Here is a 13304-nt window from a genome sequence, read left to right on the forward strand (position 1 = left end):
TAGCGTTCATCGGAGCACTCCGAACAAGACCCACCGCTTGTGCGGCCCAGAGAGACGACGGCGAGGACTGATGGCACCCGAACCCGAGGGAAACGGCGCCGGGATGGCTGATGGTCCTGAGCACTGGGGCGCCGGCGGGATCGTGGGTGACGGCCGGTACCGGCTGACCCACCGCCTGGGCCGCGGCGGCATGGCGGAGGTGTTCGCCGCCGAGGACGTGCGCCTGGGGCGGACCGTCGCCGTGAAGCTGCTGCGCGCGGACCTCGCCGAGGACCCGGTCTCCAAAGCCCGCTTCACCCGCGAGGCACAGTCGGTCGCGGGCCTGAACCACCACGCCGTCGTGGCCGTCTACGACTCGGGCGAGGACCGGGTCGGCCCCAACGTCGTCCCGTACATCGTGATGGAGCTGGTCGAGGGACGCACCATCCGCGACCTGCTGATCAGCGCCGAAGCCCCGGGCCCCGACCAGGCGCTGATCATCGTGTCCGGCGTGCTGGAGGCCCTGGCCTACTCGCACCAGCACGGCATCGTGCACCGCGACATCAAGCCCGCCAACGTCATCATCACCAACACCGGCGCGGTGAAGGTGATGGACTTCGGCATCGCGCGCGCCCTGCACGGCGCGCAGTCGACGATGACCCAGACCGGCATGGTCATGGGCACCCCGCAGTACCTCTCCCCCGAGCAGGCGCTCGGCAAGGCCGTCGACCACCGCTCCGACCTGTACGCCACCGGCTGCCTGCTGTACGAACTGCTCGCGCTGCGACCCCCGTTCACGGGCGAGACGCCGCTGTCGGTGGTCTACCAGCACGTGCAGGACGCACCGGTGCCGCCCTCGCAGCTGCCCGAGGGCCACGCGATCCCGCAGGAGCTCGACGGACTGGTCATGCGGTCGCTGGCCAAGGACCCGGACGACCGGTTCCAGAGCGCCGAGGAGATGCGCGGTCTGGTCGGGTACGCCCTCCAGATGCTCCAGGACCAGGGCGCGAACACGGGCACCTGGAACACCGGTCCGGTCTCCATGATGCTGCCGCACGGGCGCGGCGGGGCCGCGACCACGGCCATGCCGATGGGGAACACCGGCGGCCGCCAGCAGTACCCCTCCAACGCCACGACCTCGCAGTTCCAGCAGCCGATGGTGCCGCCGCTGAACCCGGACGACGGCTCGGCCTTCCCCGGCGGCGGCGGTGGCTACCACGACGGCGGCCAGGGCCACGGGAACGGCCAGGGCGGCTCCGGCGGTGGCCGCTGGAAGATGGTCCTCTTCGCGGCGCTCGCGGTGATCGCGATCGCGGCCGGGGTGGTCTTCGCCCTGGACAAGACCGGCAGCAAGGGCAACCCCAGCACCGAGCAGAGCAGCTCGCAGACCACGCCCAGCAGTGAGCAGAGCTCGCAGAGCAGCCCCGAGACCTCGCCGTCGGACACGCCCGAGTCCCAGCGCCCGCGCGAGAGCTACTCCTCTACCCCGAGCCGGTCGCGGACGCCGAGCTACAGCCCGTCGCCGACGCCGTCCACCTCGGAGTCGTCGATCGAGCCCTCGCACACGCCGTCGTCCCCGGCGCCGTCGAAGTCGCAGTCGAGCAAGCCGTCGAGCCCCTCCCCGGACGCCCCCTAGTGGGGTAGGGGCAGGAGCACGTGGACGGGCCCGGCGGAATTCCTTCCGCCGGGCCCGCCGTCGTTCGTACTGCTCGGAGTTCGTACTGCCCGGAGTTGGTGTCGCTCGGAGTTCGTGCTGCTCAGAGGGCGTGCTGGTACTGCCGGTCGTGATTACCGGCCAGCGCGTGGACCGTCACGAACTGCGGCTCGATTCGCATGTAGACGGGGTCGAAGACCGCGCCGTCGATGAAATGCGGACCTGGACCGAAGAGTTCCAGTTCTGCCGTGGTCGGCTCGACGATCTCTGCCGTTCCGGTGAACTGCACCGACCACAACCGGGGGTCCCCGGTATTGAAGTTGTCGGCGCCGTAGGCGACCACGCTGCCGTTGCAGGCCTGGTGATAACCGAAGCCCGCGTGCATTCTCAGCACCACCTTGCCGTCGACCACGATGTGGCGGGCCAGGGCGAGGAAGGGCAGCGCGCGCATGCTGGTGGCGACCCGGCCGTACGGCACCTGGCGCAGCAGTTCGATGGCGTGGAGTTCCTCAGGGGACATGCCGTCCACTGTCCGGTACCGACACCCTGCCGGGAAAGAGGAGCCCGCCCCGATGATCGGGGACGTTGGTCCCGAATTAAACAGCGTGCCCCGTGGAATCACACGGCGAGCGTGCGGCCACGGGGCGTCGCGGTGCCGGGGTCGGCGGTGCCGGGGTCGGCGGGGGCGGCTCGGGGGAGCTGCCCTAGCGCTTCTCGGCCTGGAGGCGGGCCACGTAGGCGGCGGCCTGGGAACGGCGCTCCATGCCCAGCTTGGACAGCAGGCTGGAGACGTAGTTCTTGATCGTCTTCTCGGCCAGGTGCAGGCGCTCACCGATCACGCGGTTCGTCAGGCCCTCGCCGATCAGGTCGAGGATCTTGCGCTCCTGATCGGTCAGGTTCGAGAGGCGGTCGTCACCCTTCCCGTTCTTGCCGTCGCGCAGCCGCTCCAGCACCCGCGCCGTGGCGACGGGGTCCAGCAGCGACTTGCCGGCCGCCACGTCACGGACGGCGTGCAGCAGCTCGTTGCCGCGGATGGCCTTGAGGACGTACCCGGAGGCGCCCGCCATGATCGCGTCGAAGAGCGCTTCGTCGTCGGCGAACGAGGTCAACATCAAACACTTGATGTCCTCGTTCTGGGAGCGCACCTCGCGGCAGACCTCGACGCCGCTGCCGTCCGGCAGGCGGACGTCGAGCACGGCGACGTCGGGGCGGGTGGCCGGGATGCGGACCAGGGCGTCAGCGGCCGTACCGGCCTCGCCGACGATCTCGATGTCCTCTTCGACCGACAACAGCTCATAGACACCTCGGCGTACCACTTCGTGGTCGTCCAGGAGGAATACCTTGATTTTTCCGTCTTCGCGCACAGAATCAGTTTCACACACTCACCCCTTCCCTGCCGCAAGAGGCCGGGATAACGTGCCGTTGTTCCGGCCCCCTGCAAGGCTGTGACCAGTGGTTGTTCCCGGATCCTCGGATTTACTTGGAAATCCAAGCAAAATCGCAGGTCAAACGGGGTTTCGCAGATATGCGACGCACTGGGTAACGTGCATTGTGCAGGGCACTCGCCGGGGCACCTGTCACGCCGGAATCCCTACCGCGTCGCACCCACCCCGTGCGCGCGCACGGATTTTGGCGAGCCGCACTGGTCCCCGGAGAACCCGGGTGCCGGACCGACGGAGGAGCACACGTGACCGTGGAGAGCACTGCCGCGCGCAAGCCGCGACGCAGCAGCGGCACCAAGCGAGCGGCCGGCGCCGCGAGCGCCGGCAAGAAGGCCGCCGCTGCCGCCGCCACCGAAAGTGCCGAGCCCCAGCTCGTACAGCTGCTGACGCCCGAGGGGACCCGGGTTTCGGCCGCGGACCATCCTGAGAACGCGGAATTCCTGGCCTTCGTCGAGGACATCACGGGAGACGACCTGCGCGGTCTCTACCGCGACATGGTCCTGACCCGCCGTTTCGACGGCGAGGCCACCGCGCTCCAGCGCCAGGGCGAGCTGGGCCTGTGGGCCTCGCTGCTGGGCCAGGAAGCCGCTCAGATCGGCAGCGCCCGCGCGCTGAACGACGAGGACTACGTCTTTCCCACTTACCGCGAGCACGGCGTCGCCTGGTGCCGCGGGGTCGACCCGACCAACCTGCTGGGCATGTTCCGCGGTGTGAACCACGGTGGATGGGACCCGACCCTCAACAACTTCCACCTGTACACGATCGTGATCGGCTCGCAGACACTGCACGCGACCGGTTACGCCATGGGTGTGGCCAAGGACGGCGCGGACTCCGCGGTCGTCGCGTACTTCGGCGACGGCGCCTCCAGCCAGGGCGACGTGGCCGAGGCGTTCACCTTCGCGGCCGTCTACAACGCTCCCGTGGTGTTCTTCTGCCAGAACAACCAGTGGGCGATCTCCGAGCCCACCGAGCGCCAGATGCGCGTCCCGCTCTACCAGCGCGCCCAGGGCTTCGGCTTCCCGGGCGTACGGGTGGACGGCAACGACGTCCTGGCCTGCCTGGCCGTGACCCGCTGGGCCCTGGACCGCGCGCGCCGCGGCGAGGGTCCGACGCTGGTCGAGGCCTTCACGTACCGCATGGGCGCCCACACCACCTCGGACGACCCGACGAAGTACCGGCGGGACGAGGAGCGCGCGGCCTGGGAGGTCAAGGACCCGATCCTGCGCCTCAAGACGTACCTGCTCGCGAGCGGAGACGCCGACGAGGCGTTCTTCGAGGAGCTGGAGACCGAGAGCGAGGCCCTCGGCAAGCACGTCCGCGAGGTCGTGCGGGCCATGCCCGACCCGGACACCATGGCGATCTTCGAGAACGTCTATGCCGACGGGCACGCGCTCGTCGACGAGGAGCGCGCACAGTTCGCCGCCTACCTCGCGTCCTTCGAGGGTGGGGAGTGACCATGCCGGTACAGAAACTGACCATCGCCAAGGCGCTCAACGACTCGCTGCGCAAGGCGCTGGAGAACGACCCCAAGGTCCTCATCATGGGCGAGGACGTCGGCAAGCTGGGCGGTGTCTTCCGGATCACCGAGGGCCTGCAGAAGGACTTCGGCGAGGAGCGGGTCATCGACACCCCGCTCGCCGAGTCGGGCATCGTCGGCACCGCGATCGGGCTCGCGCTGCGCGGCTATCGGCCCGTGGTGGAGATCCAGTTCGACGGTTTCGTCTTCCCCGCCTACGACCAGATCGTCACCCAGCTCGCGAAGATGCACGCGCGCTCGCTGGGCAAGATCAAGATGCCCGTCGTCATCCGCATCCCGTACGCGGGCGGCATCGGCGCGGTCGAGCACCACTCCGAGTCCCCGGAGACGCTGTTCGCGCACGTCCCGGGCCTCAAGGTGGTCTCGCCGTCGAACGCGGCGGACGCCTACTGGATGCTCCAGCAGGCCATCCAGAGCGACGACCCGGTGATCTTCTTCGAGCCGAAGCGCCGTTACTGGGACAAGGGTGAGGTCGACGTCGAGGCGATCCCCGGCGAGCTGCACAAGGCGCGGGTCGCGCGGGAGGGGTCGGACGTGACCCTGGCCGCCTACGGACCCATGGTCAAGGTGTGCCTGGAGGCCGCCGCGGCCGCCGCCGAGGAGGGCAAGTCGGTCGAGGTCCTCGACCTGCGGTCCATGTCCCCGGTGGACTTCGACGGCATCCAGGCCTCGGCGGAGAAGACCCGCCGGCTGATCGTCGTGCACGAGGCCCCGGTGTTCCTGGGCGTCGGCTCGGAGATCGCCGCGCGGATCACGGAGCGGTGCTTCTACCACCTGGAGGCGCCGGTGCTGCGCGTCGGTGGTTTCCACGCGCCGTACCCGCCGGCCCGCCTGGAGGACGAGTACCTGCCCGGCCTGGACCGGGTGCTCGACGCCGTCGACCGCTCGCTGGCGTACTGAGGAGATTTTCGTGACGATCAGCGAATTCAAGATGCCCGACGTGGGCGAGGGCCTCACCGAGGCCGAGATCCTCAAGTGGTTCGTGCAGCCCGGGGACACGGTCACGGACGGCCAGGTGGTCTGCGAGGTCGAGACCGCGAAGGCGGCCGTCGAGCTGCCGATCCCCTTCGACGGCGTGGTCCACGAGCTGCGCTTCGCCGAGGGCACCACGGTCGACGTCGGCCAGGTGATCATCTCGGTGCGGACCGGAGCCGACGACGCGGCCCCGGCCGCCGCTCCGGTCGCCGCCGCGGCCGAGGCCGCTCCCGAGGCGGAGGCCGAGGCCGCGCCGGCCGCGCGCCAGCCCGTCCTCGTCGGCTACGGCGTCTCCACCGCCTCCACCAAGCGCCGCCCGCGCAAGGCCGCGCCGGAGGCCGTGGCAGCGGCCGCGCCCGTCGTGCCCGCCCCCGCCGTACCCGCTCCGGCGGCTCCGGTGGTCGCGGTCTCGAACGGATCGGGCAGCAACGGCTACGGCGGCCACGGGCAGCGGGGCGCCGAGCGTCCGCTGGCCAAGCCGCCCGTCCGCAAGCTCGCCAAGGACCTCGGCATCGACCTGGCGGCGATCGTGCCCACCGGTGACGGTGGCGTCGTGACCCGCGAGGACGTGCACGCGGCGGCCTCCGCCGCGCTGGCTCCGCAGCCGGTCGCGCCCGTCGCGGCTCTCGTCGCCCCCGCGGCCCAGGCCGCACCGGCCGCCGCGGCCGTGTCGGCGCCGGACGCGCGGGAGACCCGCATCCCGGTCAAGGGCGTCCGCAAGGTCACGGCCCAGGCCATGGTCAGCTCCGCCTTCACCGCCCCGCACGTCACCGAGTTCGTCACGCTCGACGTGACGCGCACGATGAAGCTCGTCCAGGAGCTGAAGGACGACCCGGACCTGGCGGGGCTGCGGATCAACCCGCTGCTGCTCATCGCCAAGGCCGTGCTCATCGCCGTCCGTCGCAACCCGGACGTCAACGCGTCCTGGGACGAGGCGGCCCAGGAGATCGTGCTCAAGCACTACGTGAACCTGGGCATCGCGGCGGCCACCCCGCGCGGTCTGATCGTGCCGAACGTCAAGGACGCGCACGTCAAGACCCTGGCGGAGCTGTCGCAGGGCCTGTCCGACCTGGTGGCGACGGCCCGCGAGGGCAAGACCTCCCCCGCGGACATGCAGGGCGGCACCCTCACCATCACCAACGTCGGCGTCTTCGGCGTCGACACCGGTACGCCCATCCTGAACCCCGGCGAGTCCGCGATCCTCGCGGTCGGTGCGATCAAGCTCCAGCCGTGGGTCCACAAGGGCAAGGTGAAGGCGCGTCAGGTCACCACCCTGGCACTGTCCTTCGACCACCGGCTGATCGACGGCGAGCTGGGCTCCCGCTTCCTCGCGGACATCGCGGCGGTCCTGGAGCACCCGAAGCGCCTGGTCACCTGGTCCTGAGAAGTCGTTCGCCGCATCAGCGAGGGCCGGTCACCCCCAGGGGTGGCCGGCCCTCGCTGCTGAGTAACGTGTGCGAATCGGGGGCCGACCCAGCACCTCCGGGAACGGGGCACAGGACATGGGACTGACCGAGGAGATTTCCGACCTGAGGGGCGGATCCGGACATCCACAGCGTTTGCTCGGCGAATTCCGACGCGCGCTCCTGCTGGCTCCGCTCGCCGACGGCGCCCTGATGTCGGGCGAGCAGGGCGGGGTCCGTTGGATCTACGCCTTCACGGACGAGGCCGCCCTGGCGCGCTTCGCGCTCGCGCGCGGCGCCGGGGACCAGGAGTGGGAGTACCTCGCGGTGCTCGGCGCCCGGCTGGCCGACACGATCGTTCCCGGAGCCGAGGGCCCGACCGGCATCGCCGTCAACGTGGCGGACGGGGAGGGCGCGATGCTCTTCCCGCCGGTCGTGGGCATCGTCCCCGATGCCGTGGCGGTGACGGCGTGAGCGGTGACCAGGACCTGGCGGTCGCGCCGGAGGCCGTGAAGAGCGTCCAGGACGGGCTGCGGGCGGCGGTGGGCGAGCTGCGGGAGGCCGGTGCCGACGCGGGCGGGGCCTCGATGGGGGCCGGGTTCAGCTCGCTGTCGATGACCGGGATGGAAGCCGGTCACGCCGGCCTGGCCACGGACTTCGAGGACTTCTGCGAACGCTGGGAGTGGGGCGTGCGCTCCCTCGTCCAGGACGCGAGCACCCTGGCGCAGGCGCTGGGGATCTCCGCGGGGACGCTGTGGGAGGAGGACCACTACATCCAGGGCGCGTTCAAGGTCGCGGCCAACTCGGCGTACGGGAACCCGCACGCGAGCGAGGACGAGATCGAGGAGAAGGGCTGGGGCGACATCTTCCGGGCGGACGTGTACAAGCCCGACTACAGCCCCGAGTCGTTCGCGAAGAGCGGCCAGGACATCAAGGACACCTGGTCGCAGACCGGCGACAAGCTGATGACCACCGGAAAGATCGGTTCGTTGAAAGACATGGTCGACCAGGCCACCGGCAGCGGGGACGGCAAGTAGATGGGGCTCGGCGACTTCATTCCGGACCCCGTCGAGGACTGGGTCGAGGACCGCGTCGAAGACGTCGGCGACGCCATCGAATGGACCGGCGACAAGGTCGCCGGGCTGGCCGACAAGGTGGGGCTGGAGGACGCGGGGGACTGGATCCGGGACAAGAGCCGCTCCGCCGCCAACCAACTGGGCGCGGACGTAGCCGAGCTGGAGCTCGGTCAGACCGACGACCCGCACAAGCTGGTCTACGGCAGCGTCTCCAAGATCCGGGCCCAGGCCGCGCACCTCCAGGACTTCAAAGCGGCCTTCGACAAGGTCGGCAGCGGGCTCAAGGGGATGGACGCGGACGGTCTGAAGGGCAAGACGGCGGACGCCTTCCGCGAATCGGTCGCGAAGGAACCGCCGCGCTGGTTCAAGGCGGCCGAGTCCTTCGGCAAGGCCGCCGTCGCCGTGGGGGGCTTCGCCGAGACGGTGGAGTGGGCACAGGGGCAGGCCAAGGAGGCGTTGGCGGACTACGACGCGGCCAAGAAGGCCTCGACGGACGCCCGCAACGCCTACAACAAGCAGGTCGACACCTACAACGACGCCATCGATGCCAAGAAGGACACCCTGCCGCCCAAACCGGGAGGCTTCACCGACCCGGGCACCGCACTCGCCCACGCGGCCCAGGAGAAGCTCGACAGGGCCCGCACGCAGCGCAACGAGGTGGCGGAGACGGCCCGCACGGCGGTCCGCGCGGCGCGGGACGCGGCCCCGGAGAAGCCCTCGTACGGCGAACAGTTCGGCGACGGGATGCAGTACCTCGACATCGCCAAGACGCACCTCACCGGCGGGGTCGTCAAGGGCACGGCCGGCCTGGTCAACTTCGTCCGCTCGGTCAACCCGACGGACCCCTACAACCTGACCCATCCCGCCGAGTACGTGACCAGCCTGAACTCGACGGTCGCCGGGCTGGTCACCGCCGTCAACGACCCCATGGGCGCGGGCAAGCAGATGCTCGACCAGTTCATGAAGGACCCGTCCGAGGGCATCGGCAAGCTGCTTCCGGAACTGATCGGCACCAAGGGCCTCGGGCTGGCGAAGAAGGCCGGTACGGTCGCCAAGCTCGCCGACGACATCCCCACCGGGCCCGGTCGCAAGGCCCTCACCGGAGACGGTCCGGACCTCCACAAGACCCCGGACGGCGAGCGGACCACCGGCGGCACGGACCCGGTGGACCTCGCCACCGGCCGGATGTACCTGCCGCAGACCGACGTGGTGCTGCCGGGCGCCCTGCCCCTGGTGTTCGGGCGCCGGGCGGAGTCCGGCTACACGGCGGGACGCTGGTTCGGGCCCTCGTGGAGCAGCACGGTCGACCAGCACCTGGAGATCGACGCCGAGGGCGTCGTCCTGGTCACCGAGGACGGCCTCCTGATCGGGTACCCGCATCCGGCCCCCGGTGTTCCGGTGCTGCCCGCCACGGGCCCGTCCCGGCCCCTGGAGCGCACCCCCGAAGGCGACTACACCCTGACCGACCCGGTGACCGGCCACGTCCGCCGCTTCACCGCGCCCGCCCCGGAGGCCGGCGTCGACGGCCGGGCCCCGATCGCGGAGCTCTCGGACCGCAACGGCAACACCATCACCTTCGAGTACGACGCCGAGGGCACCCCGGTGGGCATCGCCCACAGCGGCGGCTACCACCTGGACCTGGAGACGGCCGACGGGCGGATCGCCGCCCTGCACCTGAGCGGTGGCCCGCGGATCCTCGCGTACGACTACACCGACGGTCGGCTCACCGGCGTGACCAACTCCTCGGGCCTGCCGTTGCGGTTCGACTACGACGAGCGCGGCCGGATCACGTCCTGGACCGACACCAACCACAGCCGCTACGACTACGTCTACGACGACCAGGACCGCTGCGTCGCCGAGGGCGGCAGCGGCGGACACCTCGCCCTCACCCTCGACTACGCCGCCGTCGACCCGACCACCGGTCACCGGATCACCAGCGTCACCACCGCGGCCGGGGACACCCGCCGCTACCTGATCGACGCGCACCGCCGGGTGGTCGCCGAGATCGACCCGCTCGGCGCCGTCACCCACTACGCCTACGACCGGCAGGGGCGGCCGACCAGCCGCACCGACGCCCTCGGCGCCACCTCCCACCAGGAGTACGACGGGGCCGGCCGGATCATCCGCTCCGTCCGCCCCGACGGCCGGAGCGCGGGCACCGAGTACGACCGGCTGGGTCTGCCCGTCCGGGTGGCGAACGCCGACGGCACGGTGATCCGGCAGAGCTACGACGAGCGCGGCAACCGCATCTCGCTCACCACCTCGGCGGGTGCGGTGACGACCTTCGCCCACGACGAGCGCGGCCACCTCACGGCGGTCACCAACCCGCTGGGCGCGGTCACCCGCACCACCTGCGACGCGGCGGGCCTCCCGGTCACCAGCACCGATCCGCTGGGCGCCGTCACCCGCTTCGACCGGGACGCCTTCGGCCGCCCGGTCCGGGTCACCGACCCGCTCGGCGGGGTCACGCTCATGGAGTGGACCACCGAGGGCAAGCCCGCCCGCCGGGTGGACCCGGACGGCGCGCAGCGCCATTGGGTCTACGACGGCGAGGGCAACTGCACGGTCTTCACCGATCCGTCGGGCGGGGTGACCCGGTTCGAATACACCCACTTCGATCTCCTCGCCGCCCGCACCGGACCCGACGGGGTGCGGCACGCGTACACCTACGACGCGGGACTGCGGCTGACCGGTGTGCGCAACCCCCAGGGAGTGAACTGGGAGTACACCTACGACGCGGCGGGCCGGCTGACCTCGGAGACGGACTTCGACGGCCGGACCCTGAGCTACGCCTATGACCCGACGGGACGGCTCGCCTCCCGCACGAACGCGGCGGGCGAGGAGATCGCCTACGAGCGGGACGTGCTCGGCCGGATCGTCCGCAAGACCTCCCCGACGGGCACGGCCACCTTCGAGTACGACGTCTTCGACCTGCCCGCGGCGGTGACCTCGACCGACGGCACCCGGCTGGTGCGCATCCGCGACCGGCACGGGCGCCTGGCCGAGGAACGCGTGGACGGGCGGGCGGTCCGCTATGCCTACGACGAGCTGAGCCGACCCGTGGCCCGGACCCTGCCCAGCGGGGCGCGGACCCACTGGACCTACGACGCGGCCGGTCACTGCACGGGACTGAACGCTTCCGGACGGGACGTGGCCTTCGAGCGGGACGCCGCGGGCCGTGAACTGACCCGGCGCATCGGGCGGAACGCGACCCTGCACCACACCTTCGACGCCGCGGGCAGGCTCACCACCCGGCACATCACCGGCTCGGACCAGCGGACCCTGCAACGCCGCGGCTATGCCTACCGGGCCGACGGCAACCTGCTGGAGATCGACGACGAGACGACCGGTCCGCGCCGCTTCACCCTGGACAGCGCGTCCCGGATCACCGGTGTGGACGCCGCCTCCTGGTCGGAGCGCTACGCCTACGACGAGGCGGGCAACCAGACGTCCGCCGACTGGCCGCAGACCCACCCGGGCGCCGACGCCGTGGGCGAGCGCGAGTACACCGGAACCCGGATCACCCGGGCGGGCCGGGTCCGTTACGAGCACGACGCCCAGGGCCGTGTGGTCCTGCGGCAGCGCACCCGACTCTCCCGCAAGCCCGACACCTGGCACTACGTCTGGGACGCGGACGACCGACTGACCGAGGTCACCACCGCGGACGGGACCCGCTGGCGCTACCGGTACGACGGGCTCGGCCGCCGCATCGCCAAGCAGCGGCTCGATCCGGCCGGTGTTTCACGTGGAACCGAACGAGTTCCACGTGGAACCGAAGATGTTTCACGTGAAACAGGTGCCCTGGCTGGAGGAGTTGGCGGTGTTCCACGTGAAACACCCGTCGCGGATCCCGTGGTCGCGGAGGAAACCCTCTTCACGTGGGACGGCACCACGCTGGCCGAGCAGACCACCCTCGTGCGGGACAGCCCGCACGAGGTCACGCTCAGCTGGACGCACGCCGGTCTGCATCCACTCACCCAAGTCGAGTCCATCCGGCCCGTAGCCGCGCCGGGGGACCCGCGCGAGCTGCCGCAGCCGGAGATCGACAGCCGGTTCTTCGCCATCGTCACCGACCTGGTCGGCACCCCGACGGAGCTGATCGACGAGCAGGGGGCCGTCGCCTGGCGCACCCGCTCCACCGTGTGGGGCGCGACGAGCTGGAACCGAGATGCGAGCGCCTACACGCCCTTGCGCTTCCCCGGCCAGTACTACGACCCGGAGACGGGCCTCCACCACAACCACTTCCGGACCTACGACCCGGAGACGGCCCGCTACCTGACCTCCGACCCGCTGGGTCTGACGCCGTCCCCGAACCCGGTCGCCTACGTCACCAACCCCCTGGTGTGGGCCGACCCGCTGGGCCTGAGTGGCTGCCCGGCGGCGGGCAAGGAGCAGTTGGCACTGCCCAAGGCCGAGCGCGAACCCCCGAACATGTACGGGACGCCGATCACCTCCCGGCTGGCACGGCCGGGCGAGGAGTTCAACATGGTGCTGTCCAAGGGGCAGCCGGCCACCAGCCCCGGTGGATTCGGTACGTTCGAAGGCGTCCCCAACCAGCAGTTCGTGCGCGACCAACTGGCCATCCGCACCGACTGGAAGGACGACGTCTCGATGCTCCAGCGGTACCGCTTCCCGGACACCGGTGACCCCATCCGGATCCAGGAGAGCATCATCGGCCCGCAGACGGACCCGACGCTGGGCCATCTGCCGGGCGGGGTCAGCCAGCTGGAAATCCTGAACTACGAAGACCGCGCCCGACTGATCCCGGTCGGCCCTCCCGTGGAGATCCCCAAGTAATGACGCAGGAACCCGAGATGACGGTCGACTGGACCGCCGGCGAGAGCACCGTCCGTTGGAACGACGGCGGCGCCGCGGTCGAGAAGCGACACGGCGCGCCGCCGCAGTCGGTCATGACGTGGACGCACGACGGCGAGACCCTGGTGCTGGTGGTGGAAGCCCTGGACACCCGGCCCTTCACGCCGAAGGACAACGCGGTCGTCTACCGGGCCGACGGCACGGAACTGCTCCGACTGAGCCCCCCGGCCGACCTGTTGTCCGACCCGAACGCGGTGCTCGGGTTCTACAGCGCCTACCGGGACTCCGCGGGGCTGCCCCTGCTGGTCATCGCCACCCGCTCGGGCGACTTCCAGGGCCGCCTGGACCTGGCGGCGGGTGCGGTCCGCGACGCCCGTACCTGGCGCTGACGGCGGAGGAAGAACTCCCTTTCCCCACCGGGCA

10 protein-coding genes are annotated in these 13304 nt (G+C 70.8%); 8 read left to right on the forward strand and 2 right to left on the reverse strand.

The genetic code is table 11. The features are described from left to right. The first annotated feature begins 70 nt into the window (after window positions 1-70). On the forward strand, window positions 71-1615 hold the full coding sequence (locus ACIQWR_RS33745) for a protein kinase (protein ID WP_404017558.1): 1545 nt from the start codon (window positions 71-73) through the stop codon (window positions 1613-1615). A gap of 121 nt (window positions 1616-1736) precedes the next feature. Here ACIQWR_RS33745 and ACIQWR_RS33750 read toward each other — a convergent pair whose 3' ends face one another. Both ACIQWR_RS33750 and ACIQWR_RS33755 read right to left on the reverse strand, forming a co-directional pair. Continuing rightward, a complete protein-coding gene (locus ACIQWR_RS33750; protein WP_404017561.1) occupies window positions 1737-2153 on the reverse strand; it encodes a pyridoxamine 5'-phosphate oxidase family protein in 417 nt (138 codons plus the stop codon). A 184-nt stretch (window positions 2154-2337) separates the two neighbouring features. Beyond that, window positions 2338-2997: a response regulator gene (locus ACIQWR_RS33755; RefSeq protein WP_404017564.1), complete on the reverse strand. Its 660-nt coding sequence runs from the start codon at window positions 2995-2997 to the stop codon at window positions 2338-2340. Between the two features lie 323 nt (window positions 2998-3320). Between ACIQWR_RS33755 and pdhA the strand changes: the two genes are divergently transcribed. From pdhA to ACIQWR_RS33790, 7 genes are all read left to right on the forward strand, one after another. Beyond that, window positions 3321-4529 (forward strand): pyruvate dehydrogenase (acetyl-transferring) E1 component subunit alpha, encoded by a 1209-nt coding sequence (gene pdhA, locus ACIQWR_RS33760; RefSeq protein WP_399265442.1) that lies wholly within the window; start codon window positions 3321-3323, stop codon window positions 4527-4529. Window positions 4530-4531: 2 nt separating this feature from the next. Continuing rightward, window positions 4532-5512 carry an alpha-ketoacid dehydrogenase subunit beta gene (locus ACIQWR_RS33765; protein ID WP_404017567.1) on the forward strand — a complete coding sequence of 327 codons (981 nt, stop codon included), beginning with the start codon at window positions 4532-4534 and terminating at the stop codon, window positions 5510-5512. Between the two features lie 31 nt (window positions 5513-5543). Continuing rightward, window positions 5544-6971, forward strand: coding sequence for a dihydrolipoamide acetyltransferase family protein (locus ACIQWR_RS33770; protein WP_404017773.1), 1428 nt, complete (start codon window positions 5544-5546; stop codon window positions 6969-6971). 175 nt (window positions 6972-7146) lie between these two features. Further along, window positions 7147-7464, forward strand: a complete 318-nt coding sequence (locus ACIQWR_RS33775; protein WP_404017570.1) for an SseB family protein — start codon at window positions 7147-7149, stop codon at window positions 7462-7464. Beyond that, window positions 7461-8027, forward strand: coding sequence for a hypothetical protein (locus ACIQWR_RS33780; RefSeq protein WP_404017573.1), 567 nt, complete (start codon window positions 7461-7463; stop codon window positions 8025-8027). The genes ACIQWR_RS33775 and ACIQWR_RS33780 overlap by 4 nt, the downstream gene beginning before the upstream one ends. Next, on the forward strand, window positions 8028-12863 hold the full coding sequence (locus ACIQWR_RS33785) for a putative T7SS-secreted protein (protein WP_404017575.1): 4836 nt from the start codon (window positions 8028-8030) through the stop codon (window positions 12861-12863). It abuts the gene before it with no gap. Further along, window positions 12863-13270: a hypothetical protein gene (locus tag ACIQWR_RS33790; protein ID WP_404017578.1), complete on the forward strand. Its 408-nt coding sequence runs from the start codon at window positions 12863-12865 to the stop codon at window positions 13268-13270. The genes ACIQWR_RS33785 and ACIQWR_RS33790 overlap by 1 nt, the downstream gene beginning before the upstream one ends. Window positions 13271-13304: the final 34 nt, after the last annotated feature.

The organism is Streptomyces sp. NPDC098789, assembly GCF_044759975.1.
In the GTDB taxonomy this organism is placed as follows: Bacteria; Actinomycetota; Actinomycetes; order Streptomycetales; family Streptomycetaceae; genus Streptomyces.